The organism is Mycolicibacterium gadium (assembly GCF_010728925.1).
Taxonomy (GTDB): Bacteria; Actinomycetota; Actinomycetes; order Mycobacteriales; family Mycobacteriaceae; genus Mycobacterium; species Mycobacterium gadium.
This window is the reverse complement of record NZ_AP022608.1, coordinates 2559277-2576868: the sequence shown is the minus strand read 5'-3', so window position 1 is coordinate 2576868 and position 17592 is coordinate 2559277. Positions and strand designations below refer to the sequence as shown.

Below are 17592 nucleotides of genomic sequence, written 5' to 3'. Positions count from 1 at the left end.
TCGTCCTCGCTCACAGACGCGCTCACAGCGACCGGATCGTTCGCGCCGCTCACAGTGGGATGTTCCCGTGCTTCTTCGGCGGCACCTGCGTGATCTTGCGTTCGAGCAGACGCAGGGCCGTTGCGACGTAGCCGCGGGTGTGCGACGGCGGGATCACCGCGTCGACATAGCCACGTTCGGCGGCGATGTACGGATTGACCAGGGTGTCCTCGTACGTCTGCTGCAGCTCCAGCCGCAGCGCGTCGACATCCTGACCCTCCTTGGCCGCCTTGGCCAGCTCCTGGCGGTACACGAACCCGACCGCGCCGGCGGCGCCCATGACCGCGATCTGCGCGCTCGGCCACGCGACGTTCACATCGGCGCCCATCTCCTTCGAGCCCATGACGCAGTACGCGCCGCCGTAGGCCTTGCGGGTGATGACGGTGATCTTGGCGACGGTCGCCTCGCCGTAGGCGTACAGCAGCTTTGCGCCGCGGCGGATGATGCCGTTGTACTCCTGGTCGGTGCCCGGCAGGAAGCCCGGCACATCGACCAGCATCACGATCGGCACGTTGAAGCAGTCGCAGGTGCGGATGAACCGCGCCGCCTTTTCCGAGGCGTTGATGTCCAGGCAGCCCGCGAACTGGGTCGGCTGGTTGGCGACGATGCCGACCGGTCGGCCTTCGATGCGGCCGAAGCCGACGATGATGTTCTGCGCGTAGCCCTGCTGCACCTCGAGGAACTCGTCGTCGTCGAGGATCCGCGTGATGACCTCGTGCATGTCGTAGGGCTGGTTCGGCGAATCGGGGATCAGCGTGTCCAGCTCGAGGTCTTCTTCGGTGAGGTTGTCCTCGATCGCGCCCTCCGGCACCGCGGCCGGGTAGCGCGGCGGGTCGGCGTAGTTGTTGGCGGGCAGGTACGACAGCAGGTCGCGGACATAGTCGAACGCGTCCTGCTCGCCTGTCGCCACGTAGTGCGCGGTGCCCGACTTGGCCATGTGCGTGTGCGCGCCGCCCAATTCCTCCATGGTGACGTCCTCGCCGGTGACGGTCTTGATGACATCCGGTCCGGTGATGAACATCTGGCTGGTCTGGTCGACCATGACGACGAAGTCGGTCAGCGCGGGGGAGTAGACGTGCCCGCCCGCGGCGGCGCCCATGATCAGCGAGATCTGCGGGATGACGCCGGAGGCCATGATGTTGTTGTGAAAGATGTTGCTGTACAGGCCAAGTGACACCACACCCTCTTGGATGCGGGCTCCGGCGCCGTCGTTGATGCCGATCAGCGGACGCCCGGTCTTGATCGCCAGATCCTGAACCTTGACGATCTTCTCGCCGTAGACCTCGCCGAGGCTGCCGCCGAACACCGAGACGTCCTGGCTGAAGATGCAGACCTCGCGCCCGTCGATGGTGCCGTAGCCGGTCACCACACCGTCGCCGAACGGGCGCTTGTCCTGCAGTCCGAAGTTCGTGCTGCGGTGCCGGGCCAGCGCGTCGAGTTCGACGAACGAGCCCTCGTCCAGCAGTGCCAGGATGCGCTCACGGGCGGTCAACTTGCCCTTGGCGTGGATCTTCTCGACCGCCGCCTCGCCGACCGGGTGCAGCGTCTCTTCGGTGCGCCTGCGAAGATCGGCCAGCTTGCCTGCGGTGGTGTGGATGTCGATCTCGTGCTCGCCTGCGGGCTCGACCGACTGATCGCTAACACTCGTCATGAGCGTCGATGCTAACGAACGGCGTGAACGACGCGGACAGCGCGTCCTTAATATCTCCTTAAGCAGGCGCGCGCAGCGTCGCTTACGTTTGGCCGATGACTGCTGAGCGCGCTCCCCTCGACGAAACGACGCTGCGTGCCGCCATCGAAGGCGGCCCAGTGTGGCGGACGGTCGAGGTGGCGGCCGAGACCGGATCCACCAACTCCGACCTGATCGCGCGCGCCAACAGCGGCGCCGACATCGCGGGCGCGGTGCTGATCGCCGAACACCAGACCGCCGGCCGCGGCAGGCAGGGGCGCAGCTGGTCGGCGGCGCGGTACGCCCAGATCACGCTGTCGGTGGCGATCGATGCCGCCGCGGTGCCGACGGAAGCCTGGGGCTGGCTTCCGCTGGCGACGGGCGTGGCCATCGTCGACACCGTGACCGGCGTCGGCGTCGACGCCGGATTGAAGTGGCCCAACGACGTGCTCGCCGGTGGCGGCAAGCTGGCGGGAATCCTCGCCGAGGTCGCCGCCGAGCAACGGGTGGTCGTCGTCGGCATCGGCCTCAACGTGTCACTGCGTGGTGACGAGGTGGGCGTCGACTGTGTGACGTCCCTCGTCGGGCTCGGCGTCACGGCGCCGGATCGTGGCGAACTCATCGTTCGGCTGCTGAGCGAGCTGGGCCGTCGCGTCGATGCCTGGCGCAGCGCCGGCGGCGCGGACCCGGAACTGATCGCCGACTACCGGGCCCGCAGCCTGACCCTCGGGATGCCGGTCCGCGCAACCCTCCCCGGTGATCGCGAGATCGTCGGGGTAGCCCGCGATGTCGACGGCCAGGGCCGGCTCTCGATCGACACCGACGGGCAGACGACGACAGTCGCCGCAGGTGACATCGTCCACTTGCGACCCGCGGGCACCTGATCCGGAATAGGGTCTTCGCTCATGGGATATCCGGAGAAGGTGCTCGCCAAAGACGAGCATGTGGTGCTGCACCGCCATCCGCATTGGAAGCGTCTGATCGGCCCCATCTTGATCCTGTTGGTGATCACTGCGGTCGCGACGTTCGCGGCGGGCTACGTCAACACCACCAACTGGGATCCCACCGCCCGCAACGTGGTGATGATCGTGATCGCGGTCGTGTGGGCGGTCATCGTCATCTGGCTGACGATCTGGCCATTCCTCAATTGGTGGACGACGCATTTCGTCATCACCGACCGCAGGGTGATGTTCCGGCACGGGCTGCTGACCCGCTCAGGCATCGACATTCCACTGGCCCGGATCAACAGCGTGGAATTCCGCCACGGCGTGCTCGATCGCATGCTGCGCACCGGCACGCTGATCATCGAGTCAGCGTCTCAGGATCCGCTGGAGTTCATGGACATCCCGCGAGTGGAAGAGGTCCACTCGCTGCTGTATCACGAAGTCTTCGACACCCTGGGCTCGGAGGAATCGCCGAGCTGAGCCAGCCGCCGCGCGCGACGGGTCGGCCTGCGCAGCGGTGTCACGTTGCCGTCCGCGGCGTCGGGGTGCAGAGCCGGGTCGCGCACATCCTCCACAGCCTCGGCGATACCGCCGCCGGTGAGCGTGGCCTCCAGTGCCTTGTCCGGGTTGCGCCCGAACTCGTCGGGGAACACGAACCGCCGGAACGCCCAGAATCGGAAGGCCATCTGGAGCAGGTTGCCGATGATGTAGGCGGCGACGAAGTCGGAGATGTTCTCCACCGTCAGGCTGACTTCGGGCACACGCAACATCAGCACGTAGCTGGAGAACCACAGCGGCGCCATCGACAGCAGCACGCCGACGCCGCTGAACGCGAAGAACATCAGCGCCTCGTGGTGCCGTTCCCGGCCGCCGCGGTCGCGGAAGCTCCATTCGCGGTTGAGGATGTACGACGCGATCACCGCGACGACGCCGGCGATGATCTTCGCTGTCACGGGCTTGGGCTCCAGCACCGTGAGCTTCAGCGTGAAGAAGACCGTCGAATCGATGACGAAGGTGGTGGCGCCGACGATCGCGAACTTGATGAGCTCGTGGTGCCGTTCGAAGTACGGCCGGATCGGGCGTGGGAGCCGCGCGATCGTGGCATCGGTGAAGGACACAACAGGGCAGTGTACGGAAATTGACCACCTCACGCGTACCTGTGCAGGTCACCGCCGGGAAACGCGGCGCTCGCCGCATGACAACATAGGCACGTGCCGCGCAATTGGACTAAGCCGCCGCTGGTGACCATGATCGGCGGCGGACAGCTGGCGAGGATGACCCATCAGGCGGCCATCGCGCTCGGTCAGACCCTGCGTGTGTTGGCCGTCACACCCGAGGATCCTGCGGCCCAGGTGACCCCCGATGTCGTGCTGGGCTCGCACGACGACCTGGATGCGCTGCGCCGTGCGGCGGTCGGCGCGGACGCGCTGACGTTCGACCACGAGCACGTGCCCACCGAGATGCTCGAGAAGCTGATCGCGGAGGGGGTGAACGTCGCGCCGCCGCCGGCGGCGCTGATCCACGCCCAGGACAAGCTGGTGATGCGACGACGCCTGGAGGCGCTCGGTGCGCCGGTGCCGCGGTTCGCGGCCGTGACGTCGCCTGGCGACGTGGACGATTTCGCGGCGGGTTCGGATACCGCGCTGGTGCTCAAGATCGTGCGCGGGGGATACGACGGGCGCGGGGTCACGTTGGCGCGCGATATCGCCCACGCGCGCGAGGCGGCCGCCGAGTATCTGGCGTCGGGTGCCGACGTCCTGGTCGAGGAGAAGGTCGAGATGCGGCGTGAACTCGCTGCGCTGGTGGCACGTTCACCGTTCGGTCAGGGTGCGGCGTGGCCGGTGGTGCAGACCGTTCAGCGCGACGGCATCTGCGTGGAGGTGATCGCACCGGCCCCCGACCTCGCCGACGACGTCGCCGGTGCCGCAGGCGGTCTCGCGCTGCGACTTGCCGAGGAGCTCGGCGTGGTCGGTGTGCTGGCGGTCGAACTGTTCGAGACAACCGACGGCGGACTGCTGGTGAACGAGTTGGCGATGCGGCCCCACAATTCGGGGCACTGGTCGATGGACGGCGCGCGCACCAGCCAGTTCGAGCAGCATCTTCGGGCGGTGCTGGATTACCCGCTGGGGGACACCTCGCCGATCGCGCCGGTGATCGTCATGGCGAATGTGCTTGGCGCTCAAGAAAGCCCGACGATGAGCATGGATGAACGAGTGCATCACCTGTTCGGGCGAATGCCGGAGGCCAAGGTGCATCTGTACGGCAAGGGCGAGCGTCCCGGTCGCAAGATCGGCCACGTCAACGTGCTCGGGGCGGCGTGGGGATCCCCGGACGACGCGGCGTATGTCGCGGAGGTCCGGGAACGCGCGACCCGCGCGGCGCACTGGTTGTCGCATGCGGAATGGAGCGACGGATGGAGTGGGCATGAGTGACGGCACGACGCCACGCGTCGGCGTGATCATGGGCAGCGACAGCGACTGGTCGGTGATGGAGGACGCGGCACTTGCGCTGGCCGAGTTCGACATTCCGTTCGAGGTCGGCATCGTGTCGGCGCATCGCACACCCGATCGGATGCTGGACTATGCGAAGTCGGCCGCAGCGCGCGGCATCGAGGTGATCATCGCCGGTGCCGGCGGAGCCGCACACCTGCCGGGCATGGTGGCTTCGGCGACCCCGCTGCCCGTCATCGGCGTTCCGGTGCCCCTGTCCAAGCTCGACGGCCTCGATTCGCTGCTGTCGATCGTCCAGATGCCCGCCGGGGTGCCCGTGGCGACCGTGTCGATCGGGGGCGCCCGCAACGCCGGGCTGTTGGCCGTGCGGATTCTCGGCTCGTCGGATGCCGCACTGCGCAAGCGCGTCGAGGCTTTCCAGAGCGCGCTGTCGGAGATGGTGCTGCAGAAGGACGCGGCGCTGCGTGACCGGTTGTTCGGCCGGGACGGTAAAGTTACCGACGAGTAGCAAGGAGTTCTTCATGGGCATCGGAAACCCGTCGTTCGACGCATTCAAGCTTTCTGACGAGCACACTGAGTTGCGCGCGGTGTTGCGCGATCTGTGCGACAAGGAGATCGCTCCCCACGCCGCGGACGTCGATGAGAAGGCGCGCTACACCGACGAAGCCGAAGCGGCGCTGACCGCGGCCGGCATGGCCGCGATCCACATCCCCGAGGAGTACGGCGGCCAGGGCGGCGATTCGGTGGCCGCCTGCATCGTCATCGAAGAGGTCGCGCGGGTGTGCGCGTCGTCGTCGCTGATCCCGATCTGCAACAAGCTCGGCACCATGGGCCTGCTGCTGCGGGGGTCCGAAGAGCTCAAGAAGCAGGTGCTGCCGAGCATCGGCGCGGGAGAGGCGATGGCGTCCTATGCGCTGTCGGAGCGTGAAGCCGGTAGCGATGCGGCGTCGATGCGGACCCGCGCGCGCCGCGACGGAGACGACTGGGTGCTCAACGGTGCCAAGTGCTGGATCTCCAACGGCGGGCATTCCACCTGGTACACCGTGATGGCGGTGACCGATCCGGACAGGGGCGCCAACGGCATCTCGGCTTTCGTTGTGCACAAGGACGATCCGGGGTTCGCGGTCGGCGCCAAGGAACGCAAGCTGGGCATCAAGGGGTCCCCGACGACCGAGTTGTATTTCGAGGACTGCCGCATCCCCGGCGATCGGATCATCGGCGACGAGGGCAGCGGCTTCAAGACCGCGCTGGCCACTCTCGACCACACCCGCCCGACGATCGGTGCCCAAGCTGTCGGTATCGCCCAGGGCGCGCTCGAGGCCGCAATCGCATACACCAAGGAGCGCAAGCAGTTCCGTCAGCGCATCGCAGATTTCCAGGCGGTGCAGTTCATGCTCGCGGATATGGCGATGAAGATCGAGGCGGCCCGATTGATGGTGTACACCGCGGCCGCCCGCGCCGAACGTGGCGAGCCCGACCTCGGTTTCATCTCCTCGGCGTCCAAGTGCTACGCCTCCGACGTCGCGATGTCGGTGACCACCGATGCGGTGCAGCTGTTCGGCGGCTACGGCTACACGGTGGACTTCCCCGTCGAGCGGTTCATGCGCGACGCCAAGATCACGCAGATCTACGAGGGCACTAACCAGATTCAGCGTGTGGTCATGTCACGCGCACTGCTCAAGTAGCTTTCTCTGCGAAAAGACGCGAAATCCCCCTAATTCCAGCCAATTCGGGGGTTTTCGCGTCTTTTCGTCGATGGTGTTTGTCGGACCGTCAGCCCGCGTACTCGATGAAGAACGCCATCCCCGCCTCGAGGTGATAGGTGTTGTGGCAGTGGGTGATCCATTTCCCGGGATTATCGGTGTCGAAGTCGACATCGACGGTTTGCAGCGGCGGCACCAGCACGGTGTCCTTGCGGGCCTTACTGGTGTCGCCGTTCATCACCTGGAATGTGTGGCCGTGTAGATGGAACGGGTGAAACATCATCGACTCGTTGATGTAGCGGATGCGGACCCGTTGGTTCGGCTGCACTGCCACCCCATCGCGCGGCGGGTCGTACAGCTTTCCGTTGATCGGCCAGTTGTAGCCGTCGACGGGTCCGGCCAGGCGGGCGTCGATGATCTGATCGGGCTCTTTTGCGGGCAGCGTCACCTCCGGCGCGGGTGACAGCGTCGCGGTGTCCAGCGGTACCTGGGTACGTACCGACGCAACGAACTCGTCGACGTTCACCGTGGCGGGCCTATTGTCGACCCGCATGTTCAGCTGGGCGTGGCCCGGCTTGCCGTAGGGCACGGCGATGACCGGCAGCGACTCGGTGACGGTGATGATCGCGTCGACCCGCTCGCCCATGCCGAGGATGACCGAGTCCGCCTGCACCGGCATCACCGGGTAGCCGTCGGTCTGGATGACCGTCATGGACGTGCCGGGCACCGCTACCCGGAACGCGGTGTCGGAGCCGGCGTTGATCACCCGCATCCGAATCCGTTGGCCCGTACGATAATCCGTGACCTGCGGATCTTTCGCGACGCGGCCGTTGATGATGAAGTAGGGGTAGGTGACGTCGCCGCCGTCTTGGCCGAGCGGAGTCGCCGGAGTCACGCCAGGGCCGCCGGGTTCCATCGGCTTCATCCCCGTCTTGCGCAGGTTCTCGAACACCTGGTCGGCGTTGGTGCCGGTGCCGTCGATCCAATCGTCCAGCACGACAACGAGCTCGTCGTCGTAGTCGACCTTCTCGTCGGGGTCCTCGATGATGAGTGGCCCGTACAGGCCGCGGTCCAGTTGGGTGCCGACATGCGAATGGAACCAATACGTTCCGGCATCGGGCACCACGAAGTCGTAGGTGAACGTCTGACCATTGGCCACCGCCGCCTGCGTCAGGGGCGGCACCCCGTCCATATCGTTGACGATCGCGATCCCGTGCCAGTGCACCGTGACGCCCTGCGGCAGGGCGTTGGTCAATTCGGCCCGGAGTCGCTCCCCCTTGCGCAGGCGAATTTCACGGGCGGGCACCTGATTGTTGTAGGCCCAGGTGCGAAGCGTGGCGCCGGCGAGGTCGATGTCGGTCTCACCGGCCGCCAGAGTGAGGTTCGCGGGTCCGGCTGACGGTGACTGCGACTGCGAGCAGGCCGCGGCCACCCCCGCGAAGCCCATCGCGCCCACGACCATGAACTGCCGTCGACTGATCATGATTTCAGCGTGACACTGTTCACTCAACCGCGGGTGATCTTCTCCATTTGTCTGCGACGACCCATCGCCGCGGCATCCTGATTCGCCACCTGCACCAGCGACGCACCCGCCGCGAAAATCGCCAGCAGATTCTCAGTCAGGTGGTTTGCGTTCGTCCAATCGGCCGTCGACATCACGCGGTCGTCGGCCGTGAGACCCTGTGCGGCAGCGGACGCCTGCGCGCCGGCCAGCACGTCGTCCACCGAGCGGCCCTCCAGTGCGTTACCGGGATGGCGTTCGGGGATGATCTGGTCGCCGTGCACACGGACCGCGGTGGCGTAGTCGGTCACGCCAACGGGTAGATCGGGCGCCGGCTTGCCGAACGGATCCAGCGACAGCACGGCGATCTCGCCCACTCCGACGGCGTCGTCGGCCTCATCGAGCCGATCCGCGGTACACAACGCGATGTCGGCTTCTCCGGCGGTGACGACTTCGGCGCCGATCCACCAGATTCCGAACAGCACGGCCGCGGTCTGCCAGTGTGCGGGCAACAGCACCGCGACCCTGCTGGACGGCCCCGCGCCCAACTCGTCACGCAGCAGGTTGCCGGTCTTGGCCGCCCAGTTCCACAATGTGGCGGTGGACAGTTCGATGCGCTCACCGGTCGCGTCGTCGTAGTAGGTGATCCGCGGACCGGCAGGATCGGCTGCCATGAGCGGATCGAGAATCGCCGAACTGACTGTGCTCACAGCTAGTTGACGCACTCCGGGTCGTTCGAGCCGGCGGTGATGATCGGCGATGCCAGTGGGTCTTCCGCCGTGGAGCCGGCCGCGACGGGGTCGGCGGTGGTCAGCGTCGGGTCGATGCCGTCGAGGCCCGAACCGGGACCCGTGTAATCGGCAGCGAGCACCACCCGCACCGAGCCGGGCGCCACCGACGCGTCCTCCACGATCGGCAGTCCGCCCAGATCCTTCGCAATCGCCTGCGCTCCGAGGTCATCGGCTTTGGCTGCCTGCACCTGGCTGCCCGTGACCGGGGCGCCTTCGTGGTTTCCCGTGCTGCCGGGGGTGAAGCCCTTGTTCGTCAGCACCTGGGAGACCGCGGAGGCCAGACCGTTGACGTCGCTGGCGTTGACCACGTCGGCGGTCGTCTTCTCCGGTGTGTAGGCCAGTTCCTCGGTCTTGCCCTCGTCCTGGTCGTGCAGCAGGCTGTCGACCCAATCCTTGACCTCGCCGGCATCGACTCGCACCACGCTCTGCATGCCGTCGTCACTCCAACCGTTCTCCTGGAGCACGGGAATCGTGGCGAAGGCGACGTTGCCCGCGGCAAGCTTCTGCAATTGTTCGGCGAATTCCATGACGTCCCAACCGTCGGACAGCACGACGGAACGCTGCACCGCCTCCTCGAGCCGGTTCAGCGTCGCCGGGCTGGACAGTGTCTTGCTCGAAATGACTTCGTGGGCAAGCGATGCCATTACCGCCTGTTGGCGCACCACCCGGTCCAGGTCGCCGCGGGGCAGATCGTGACGCTGGCGAACGAAGCTCAGCGCTTGCGGACCGCTCAGCTTCTGCCAGCCCGCCGGAAAATCGGCACCCGAAAGCGGTTCGTAGACAGGGTTCTTCAGGCACACGTTCACGCCGCCGAGGGCGTCGGTGATGAGCGAGAACCCGAGCAGGCCGATCTCGGCGTAGTGGTCAACGGTGACGCCGGTCAGATTGGCGACCGTCTTGATCAACGCTTCGCGACCGGCCTCGACGGCTTCCGGTTCGGCCTGCGCCTTGTCCATACCGTCCTGCTCGACCAGCTCGACGAGCTTCTCGAAATGGGCCGAGCCGTAGACACCATTGATCTTCATCTTGCCGACCCCGGGCGCCTCGACGTAGGAGTCGCGCGGGATCGAGATCGCGGTGGCGGACTTACCGTTGTTGGGGATACGCACCAGGATGATCGTGTCGGTGTTGGTCGCCTCGTCATCGCCTGCCCGCAGCGTCGCGAGCTCTTCCTGGCTCAGCGGGTTTCCGTGCGCATCGGTGCGGCTGTCGACGCCGACCAGCAGGATGTCGATCGCACCGTCTTCACCGCCGCCGCCCAGCGAGATGGGGGAGATGTGGTTGATGCCTGATTCAAACGATCGAATCTTGCCCCAGGCGACGCCGGTACCAACGACGATCGCCAATGCCATCGACACGGCGATGACACGGAGAGTACGAGCGGGCATCAGCCCAGGCTACTGGCGATGAGGGCGCAGAGCCGGTAGCGCGGGTCGGCGTGCCAGACTCGTCACCATGGGTTTCCAAGAATCTGCCCGAATCGTTATCTCCGGTGCCGGTGGCATGGTCGGACGCGAATTGGCAGCTCAGGCGCGCAGTCGGGGCCGCGAAGTGCTGGCCCTGACCTCCTCTGAGTGGGATATCACCGACGCGCCGGCGGCCGAGCGTTTCATCGAATCCGGTGACGTGGTGATCAACTGTGCCGCCTACACCAAGGTCGACGCGGCCGAGTCCGACGAGGAGCGCGCCCACGCCGTCAACGCCGTGGGGCCCGCCAATATCGCGCACGCCTGCGCCCGCGCGGGTGCCGAATTCATCCACATCTCCACCGACTACGTTTTTTCCGGCCCGAAGCGCACCCCGTTCGAGATCGATGACGAGACCGCGCCGGTGGGCGTGTACGGCCGCACCAAACTCGCAGGCGAGTTCTCGGTGCTCGCGGCGATGCCCGATGCGCACATCGTCCGGACGGCATGGATCTACGAGGGCGGCGACGGCGGTGACTTCGTGGCTGTGATGCGGCGTCTTGCCGCCGGAGATCAGACCGTGGACGTGGTGGCTGACCAGATCGGCTCGCCCACCTACGCCGCCGACCTGGTGGGCGCCCTGCTCGAGGTGGCAGAGGGGAACATCCGAGAGCCGGTGCTGCATGCCGCCAACGCGGGCGAAGCGAGCCGCTTCGAGCAGGCACAGGCGGTCTTCGAGGCCGTGGGAGCCGATCCTGCCCGGGTGCGCCCCGTCGGCACCGACCGCCATCCGCGGCCCGCCCCGCGGCCGCAGTACTCGGCGCTGTCGGCCCGGCTGTCCGCCGATGCCGGGCTGACCCCGCTGCGGCCCTGGCGCGAGGCGCTCGCCGCGGCGATCGCCGACCACAGCCCATTAACCTCTACGCCGTGAAGCATGAGTTGGTAGCCGTCACGTGAGTGACGAGCTCGTAGTGGTCACGGTGACGTACTCGCCGGGGCCGCATCTGAACCGGTTCCTGGCGTCGCTGTCGCATGCCACCGACCGTGCGGTGACGGTCATCATGGCCGACAACGGGTCGACCGACGGCGCGCCTGAAGAAGCGCTGGCGCACTATTCCAACGTGCGCTTGTTGCGTACGGGAGCCAATCTGGGTTACGGCAGCGCAGTGAATCGTGCCGTCGACGAGTACCTGAAAGGTGATTCGGCCCAAGCGATCTCGGGGGACTCCGACCTTTTCATCGTTGCCAACCCCGATGTGCAGTGGGGTCCGCGCAGCATCGACATCCTCATCGATGCCGCAGCACGCTGGCCGCGCGCGGGTGCACTGGGGCCAATGATCCGCGACCCCGACGGCACGGTGTACCCGTCGGCGCGACATCTGCCCAGCCTGATCCGGGGCGGTATGCACGCGGTCGTCGGACCACTGTGGCGCTCCAATCCGTGGACCGCCGCCTACCGGCAGGCCAGGGAGGCCCCCAGCGAACGCGCCGTTGGATGGTTGTCGGGGTCTTGCTTGTTGCTGCGGCGGGCTGCATTCGAAGAGATCGCAGGGTTCGACGAACGCTATTTCATGTACATGGAGGACGTTGACCTGGGAGATCGTCTGGGACGCGCGGGCTGGCAGAATGTGTACGTGCCATCAGCGGAAATTTTGCACGACAAGGGCCACGCGACGGGGCGGGACCCAGCCCGCAACTTGGCCGCCCACCACACCAGTACCTACACTTTTCTCGCGGATCGCTATCCGCACTGGTCACAGGGGCCTCTGCGGTGGACAATCAAGGCCGCTTTAGCTGCGCGCGCTGGCCTGGTCGTGCGTAATTCTCGACGCAAACAGGCGAAGGGGGGACGGGTCCGATGAACCCTGCGGATGTAGATGCCGTCATATTGGTCGGCGGCCTGGGTACTCGATTGCGCCCGCTGACGCTGTCGGCACCCAAACCGATGCTGCCGACCGCGGGTTTGCCGTTCCTCACCCACCTGCTGTCGAGGATCGCCGATGCCGGCATCGAGCACGTGGTGCTCGGCACGTCGTACAAGGCTGCGGTTTTCGAGTCGGAGTTCGGCGACGGGTCCAAGCTCGGGTTGCAGATCGAATACGTCGTCGAGACTGAGCCGCTGGGCACCGGCGGCGGCATCGCCAACGTGGCGTCCAAGCTGCGGCACTCCAATGCGCTGGTCTTCAACGGCGACGTGTTGTCCGGCGCTGATCTGCGCGCGCTGCTGGACAGCCACGAGAACAACGACGCCGATGTCACCCTGCATCTGGTTCGCGTCGGCGATCCTAGGGCGTTTGGTTGTGTGCCAACGGATTCCGATGGCGTCGTCACCGCGTTCCTGGAGAAGACGCAGGATCCGCCGACAGATCAGATCAACGCCGGATGTTACGTGTTCAAGCGCGAGGTCATCGATCGCATCCCGAAGGGACGCGCGCTGTCCGTCGAACGCGAGGTGTTCCCGGGCCTGCTCGCGGACGGCCTCCGGGTGTGCGGCTACGTCGACTCCACGTACTGGCGGGACATGGGGACACCCGAGGATTTCGTGCGCGGCTCGGCCGATCTGGTCCGCGGTATCGCGCCGTCACCCGCGCTGCACGGGCACCGCGGCGAGGAGCTCGTCCACGACGGGGCGAGCGTCGCGCCAGGTGCGCTGCTCATCGGCGGCACGGTCGTCGGTCGAGGCGCCGAGATCGCCGGTGGTGCACGTCTGGACGGTGCGGTGATCTTCGACGGCGCCAAGATCGGAGCAGGGGCGGTGATCGAGCGGTCGATCATCGGCTTCGGGGCACGCATCGGGCCTCGCGCCCTCATCCGCGACGGCGTGATCGGCGACGGCGCGGACATCGGTGCGCGCTGCGAGCTGTTGCGCGGTGCGCGGGTGTGGCCGGGGGTCACGATCCCCGACGGCGGCATCCGCTACTCGACGGACATTTAGCGATTTCGGCGCGCTAGCAGTCGCTCAGCGATGGTTCGCGCACCGAAATCACCGGTTGCGAGCGGCGGCCGCCAACTGAGTGAGGCCGAAGTCGACGTCGTCCGGCAATGAGTCCAGTCGCCACCACCGAAGGTCCAGTGATTCGTCGCTACGCTCGATTTCCGCGCCTGCGGGCGCGCGCACGATGAACTGCATATCGAGGTGACGGGTCGGCACGCCCAGCGAACAAGTGACCGGGTGTACGTGCAGCGCGGCCAGCACCGGATCGATCTGCAGGCCGTCGATGCCCGACTCCTCGGTGGCCTCCCTCAGCGCGGCGGCGACGATGTCGGCGTCGGATTCCTCGCAATGCCCGCCCAGTTGCAGCCAACGGCCGAACCGTGGGTGGAGCGTGAGTAGCGCTTGGGTTCCGGTGTGGTCGAGCACCAGGGCCGAACCGGTCACGTGCCCCGGCTCGCAAGCGCGCAGACAGCCGTCGGGTCGCGCGGCCAGGAACGCCAGCACGGCATGGCGCAGCGAGTCCTGCCCGGGATCCGGTGCATGCCATTCGGTCAACGCCTGGACCGCCGACGCGTGCAGGGTCACTTGCGCACCAGCAGATCGTCGGTCGGCACTGGATCGCGTGGACCCGGCTGCTCGGGCGGGAAACCGATCGCGATGGCGCCCAACGGCTCCCAATCGGCTGGCAGGTCGAGCTCGTCGCGCACCAGATCGGCGGCGAAGATCGTGGACCCGATCCAGCAGCTGCCCACACCGCGCACCGCCAGCGCTACCAGCAGGGCCTGCACGGCGGCCCCGACCGCGACGGTGAACATCGTGTGCTCGGCAGCGGTGCGGTCGGCGTCGGGATAACTGTGCGCACCGTCAGGAACCATGAACGGGATGACGAGTTCTGGTGCGTCGTAGAGGATCTGGCCACGGTCGACGCGGCGCTCGACGGCATCGGCCGGTCGGCCATCGCCGATGAGATCGGCGCGCCACTTCTCCTTCATTCGATCCAGAAGGGCCAGCCGCGCGTCCGGGTCCTGCATCCACACGAACCGGACCGGCCGGGTGTGGTGCGGTGCTGGAGCGGTGAGCGCTTCGCCGATCGCGGCCTCGATCAGCTCGGGTGGCACGTCATCGTCGGCGAAAGTGCGTATCGACCGACGCAACAACTGCGCCTGACTGCGACCGAGCGCAATGGCCTCCTCGGTGCCCAGCCAGAACAGATCATCCTCTCCGGCGCGCACCAGGCGACGGGCATTCGAGCCGTCATCTGGCAGCGACAACCCGCGCACCACCGCGACCGGGATGTCGGTCAGCTTGCCCTTGACGAGATCGGCTGCCGCGGCGATCTCGTCGGCGACCGCGATCTCGGTGACAATCAACTCGTTGCCGTGCCGGTCGCGCGACCCTTCGTAGCCGTGCAGCACCTGCAGTCCCGCGGCGCCGATCGCGACGTCGGTCTGCCCGTTGCGCCACGCACGTCCCATGGTGTCGGTGACCACCACCCCGACGGCGACTCCGAGGCGTTTGTGCAGACCGCTTCGCAACGCCGCAGCGCTGGCATCGGGATCCGTTGGCAACAAGGCGAGTTCTGCGGAGTCGACGTTGGAACCGTCCACCCCGGCCGCTGCCTGTACCAGGCCGATCGCGTTCTCGGTGATCAGTGTTCTGCCCTTGCGAGCCAGTACCCGCACCGCTTCGGCGTCGATGAGCTTGCGTCGCAGGATGTCTCGCTGTTCGGCGTCGACGGGTGCATCGACGATACGACCCTCGCACTTGGACATCACCTTGCTGGTGACCACGAGGATGTCGTCGTCGCGGAGCCAGGGTGCGGCCGTGGCGATTGCCTCGGCAAGGTCATCACCCGGGCGAAACTCGGGCAGTCCTGGCACAGGCAGGATTTCGACGGCTGCCGCGGATCCGTGTTCGGTCATCGCCGTGGATCCACTTTCAGCCCGGCGACCTCCACTCCGGTGCGCACCATGTCGGCGGTCGTCGCCGGATCCTTCATCAACAGGGGTACGGCGCGCACCTCGACACCGTCGATCTCGGCGTGGTCACCTTCGTGGATCAGCCAGGCGTCGAGGATGCCGGTGCCGCTGCGCGCCCCGTAGTGCCTGCCGACTGCTTCAGAGGTGCTGTCCACACCGATGACAGACAGACATTCGTCGGCCATGCCGCGCAACGGCTTACCATCGATGATCGGGGAGTAGCCGATGACCCGCGCCGACGTCGTGCGCAGCGCGCCGCGAATGCCGGGGATGTTCAAGATCGATCCGATGCTCACCACCGGATTGGACGGGGCAATCAGGACGACGTCGGCGGTTTCGATGGCTTCGACGACGCCGGGGCCGGCGGTCGCCGCCTCGGCACCGACGAACGCGAAACTATGGGTGGGGACTTGCGCGCGGTATCGCACCCACCATTCCTGGAAGTGGATCGCCCTCTTCTCGCCGTCCTCGGGATCGGTGATCACGACATGGGTTTCGCTGCGGTCGTCGCTCGCGGGTAACAGTCGTGCACCGGGCGACCAACGGGCACATAACGCTTCGGTCACCTGTGACAGCGGATAGCCGGCGCGCAACATCTGGCTGCGCACAAGGTGGGTGGCGAGGTCGCGGTCGCCGAGGCCGAACCAGTCGGGCTGCACACCGTAAGCGGCGAGTTCTTCCTTGGCATGCCACGTTTCGTTGCGATGACCCCAACCGCGTTCGGGGTCGATGCCTCCGCCCAGCGTGTACATGCAGGTATCGAGGTCCGGGCAGATCCGAACCCCGAACATCCACGCGTCATCGCCGACGTTGACCACGGCGGTCAACTCGTGTGCCGACGTCCCGGAATCCTGGAATTGGCCCAGCCCCAACAGGTGCTGTACGCCGAGCAGGAAGCGGGCGCCGCCTACCCCGCCGACCAGAACCGTGACTTTCACAGTGACCGACACTAGGCCGTCGCGCGCGATCTGGGGCACGTGGCCGAGGGTGTGACAGACACGCCGATATTCCGACGCGCCGAATTCCGGTCACGGAATGGTATGAATTTCTGTTCCAACGCTTGACCACGGCTGCTAGCGCGTGTGTAATCACACCAGTGTCATTTCGCGGTTGGCCAGCCGGTTTCGGTGCCGCAGACCGAGATTCGATCATATGTTCGAATCTGAAATGGCCGCACAGTAAATAGTGGGGCTCAAGTTACGGATCTACGACATCAGGTGAGGAGGCGGAAAATGTCTTTTGAGTACAGCGATTTCGAGCATGCGGTCCGGTTCGACGACCGACTGCTTGGCTCAGTGGACAGCGCGCCGCACACCAATATTGGACCGGCACCGTTCGAGACGCCTCGGCGTCCTCAGTTGAGTCTGGTGCCCGCCCCGATTGATGTGCCGCCGGCAATCCCGGCTGTGCCGGCAATGCTCACGCCGGAGGACGACCTCTGGCAAGAGAAGGCATTGTGCGCACAAACCGACCCCGAGGCGTTCTTCCCCGAGAAGGGCGGCTCGACTCGTGAGGCCAAGCGCATCTGCCAGGGCTGTGAGGTGCGCGACGCGTGCCTCGACTACGCCCTGGCCCACGATGAACGCTTCGGCATCTGGGGCGGGCTCTCCGAACGTGAGCGCCGTCGCCTCAAGCGCGGCGTGATCTAGGCGAGTTGTTCACTCGTCCTCGATAGTGGGGTCGATAACGGAGGGTTCGACACCCAGATAAGTGGCGACTTGTGCCACCAGGACTTCGTGCAACAGCTCCGAGAGTTCGGCGGTGTCTTTCGCCCGTCGTTCGATCGGCTTGCGGAACAACATTATTCGCGCCCGTGTGGCGTTGCCGCGGACATCGACGCCCGCGGGGATCAGCCGGGCCAGGGCGACCGGGCCGTCGGCGATGACCTCGGGCGGCCATTGCACGCTTTCGGGATCCTTGGCCGAGATGCGGGGTATTTCGTCGACGGCGATGTCCAGCGTCGACACCCGATCCTGCCACCGGCGTTCGATCGGCTCGTAGGCCTCGAGCACCGCCATGTCGAACAGTTCGGCCCGGCTGCGCCAGCCCGGCACGGTCGGTGGAAGGAGCGGCCCGCGCATGTCGCGGCCGCGGCGTGATCGGTGGTGTCCGCGTTCGGCCACGGAGCGATCGTAACGGTTGGAGATCGACCCTCCGATGGCGCGCGTGTCCGGC

General features: G+C 66.5%; 18 protein-coding genes. 9 read left to right on the top strand and 9 right to left on the bottom strand.

The genetic code is table 11. The features are described from left to right. Window positions 1–49: 49 nt before the first annotated feature. A complete protein-coding gene (locus G6N36_RS12590; protein ID WP_163686802.1) occupies window positions 50–1690 on the bottom strand; it encodes an acyl-CoA carboxylase subunit beta in 1641 nt (546 codons plus the stop codon). Window positions 1691–1785: 95 nt separating this feature from the next. Between G6N36_RS12590 and G6N36_RS12585 the strand changes: the two genes are divergently transcribed. Both G6N36_RS12585 and G6N36_RS12580 read left to right on the top strand, forming a co-directional pair. Then, window positions 1786–2592, top strand: a complete 807-nt coding sequence (locus tag G6N36_RS12585) for a biotin--[acetyl-CoA-carboxylase] ligase (RefSeq protein WP_163686801.1) — start codon at window positions 1786–1788, stop codon at window positions 2590–2592. 21 nt (window positions 2593–2613) lie between these two features. Then, entirely contained in the window at window positions 2614–3132 is a 519-nt protein-coding gene (locus G6N36_RS12580) for a PH domain-containing protein (RefSeq protein ID WP_163686800.1), read from the top strand. On the opposite strand, the gene G6N36_RS12575 is transcribed toward G6N36_RS12580, so the two are convergent. Further along, window positions 3087–3770, bottom strand: a complete 684-nt coding sequence (locus G6N36_RS12575) for a GtrA family protein (protein ID WP_163686799.1) — start codon at window positions 3768–3770, stop codon at window positions 3087–3089. The two genes, G6N36_RS12580 and G6N36_RS12575, sit on opposite strands and share 46 nt — an antisense overlap. Window positions 3771–3863: 93 nt before the next feature. Between G6N36_RS12575 and G6N36_RS12570 the strand changes: the two genes are divergently transcribed. From G6N36_RS12570 to G6N36_RS12560, 3 genes are read left to right on the top strand one after another with little or no spacing between them, the layout of a single operon-like run. Next, window positions 3864–5084, top strand: a complete 1221-nt coding sequence (locus tag G6N36_RS12570) for a 5-(carboxyamino)imidazole ribonucleotide synthase (protein ID WP_264001798.1) — start codon at window positions 3864–3866, stop codon at window positions 5082–5084. Further along, the gene (purE, locus tag G6N36_RS12565) at window positions 5077–5610 is read left to right on the top strand and encodes a 5-(carboxyamino)imidazole ribonucleotide mutase (RefSeq protein ID WP_163686798.1); all 534 of its coding nucleotides are present in this window, start codon (window positions 5077–5079) and stop codon (window positions 5608–5610) included. Before G6N36_RS12570 ends, purE begins: the two co-directional genes overlap by 8 nt. A 13-nt stretch (window positions 5611–5623) precedes the next feature. Beyond that, window positions 5624–6787, top strand: coding sequence for an acyl-CoA dehydrogenase (locus tag G6N36_RS12560; RefSeq protein ID WP_163686797.1), 1164 nt, complete (start codon window positions 5624–5626; stop codon window positions 6785–6787). A gap of 88 nt (window positions 6788–6875) precedes the next feature. On the opposite strand, the gene G6N36_RS12555 is transcribed toward G6N36_RS12560, so the two are convergent. From G6N36_RS12555 to G6N36_RS12545, 3 genes are read right to left on the bottom strand one after another with little or no spacing between them, the layout of a single operon-like run. Continuing rightward, a complete protein-coding gene (locus G6N36_RS12555; RefSeq protein ID WP_163686796.1) occupies window positions 6876–8288 on the bottom strand; it encodes a multicopper oxidase family protein in 1413 nt (470 codons plus the stop codon). Between the two features lie 23 nt (window positions 8289–8311). Then, a complete protein-coding gene (locus G6N36_RS12550; protein WP_235690030.1) occupies window positions 8312–9016 on the bottom strand; it encodes a TIGR03089 family protein in 705 nt (234 codons plus the stop codon). 2 nt (window positions 9017–9018) lie between these two features. Then, the gene (locus tag G6N36_RS12545) at window positions 9019–10485 is read right to left on the bottom strand and encodes an LCP family protein (RefSeq protein WP_163686794.1); all 1467 of its coding nucleotides are present in this window, start codon (window positions 10483–10485) and stop codon (window positions 9019–9021) included. 67 nt (window positions 10486–10552) lie between these two features. Between G6N36_RS12545 and rfbD the strand changes: the two genes are divergently transcribed. The 3 genes from rfbD to manB are packed head-to-tail and all read left to right on the top strand — an operon-like array spanning window position 10553 to window position 13438. Then, window positions 10553–11434 carry a dTDP-4-dehydrorhamnose reductase gene (gene rfbD, locus G6N36_RS12540; protein WP_163686793.1) on the top strand — a complete coding sequence of 294 codons (882 nt, stop codon included), beginning with the start codon at window positions 10553–10555 and terminating at the stop codon, window positions 11432–11434. A 22-nt stretch (window positions 11435–11456) separates the two neighbouring features. Beyond that, window positions 11457–12365, top strand: a complete 909-nt coding sequence (locus tag G6N36_RS12535) for a glycosyltransferase family 2 protein (protein ID WP_163686792.1) — start codon at window positions 11457–11459, stop codon at window positions 12363–12365. Further along, window positions 12362–13438, top strand: coding sequence for a mannose-1-phosphate guanylyltransferase ManB (gene manB, locus G6N36_RS12530; protein WP_163686791.1), 1077 nt, complete (start codon window positions 12362–12364; stop codon window positions 13436–13438). Before G6N36_RS12535 ends, manB begins: the two co-directional genes overlap by 4 nt. A gap of 48 nt (window positions 13439–13486) precedes the next feature. Here manB and G6N36_RS12525 read toward each other — a convergent pair whose 3' ends face one another. The 3 genes from G6N36_RS12525 to cofD are packed head-to-tail and all read right to left on the bottom strand — an operon-like array spanning window position 13487 to window position 16355. Beyond that, window positions 13487–14023 carry an NUDIX hydrolase gene (locus G6N36_RS12525; protein WP_163686790.1) on the bottom strand — a complete coding sequence of 179 codons (537 nt, stop codon included), beginning with the start codon at window positions 14021–14023 and terminating at the stop codon, window positions 13487–13489. Beyond that, window positions 14020–15360, bottom strand: coding sequence for a coenzyme F420-0:L-glutamate ligase (locus G6N36_RS12520; protein ID WP_163686789.1), 1341 nt, complete (start codon window positions 15358–15360; stop codon window positions 14020–14022). The genes G6N36_RS12525 and G6N36_RS12520 overlap by 4 nt, the downstream gene beginning before the upstream one ends. Then, window positions 15357–16355 (bottom strand): 2-phospho-L-lactate transferase, encoded by a 999-nt coding sequence (gene cofD / locus G6N36_RS12515; protein ID WP_163686788.1) that lies wholly within the window; start codon window positions 16353–16355, stop codon window positions 15357–15359. Before cofD ends, G6N36_RS12520 begins: the two co-directional genes overlap by 4 nt. A 477-nt stretch (window positions 16356–16832) precedes the next feature. On the opposite strand from cofD, the gene G6N36_RS29530 reads away from it, so the two are divergent. Beyond that, window positions 16833–17066, top strand: a complete 234-nt coding sequence (locus G6N36_RS29530) for a WhiB family transcriptional regulator (protein WP_173390246.1) — start codon at window positions 16833–16835, stop codon at window positions 17064–17066. A gap of 9 nt (window positions 17067–17075) precedes the next feature. On the opposite strand, the gene G6N36_RS12505 is transcribed toward G6N36_RS29530, so the two are convergent. After that, window positions 17076–17498, bottom strand: coding sequence for a metallopeptidase family protein (locus G6N36_RS12505; RefSeq protein WP_163690643.1), 423 nt, complete (start codon window positions 17496–17498; stop codon window positions 17076–17078). Between the last annotated feature and the right edge of the window lie 94 nt (window positions 17499–17592).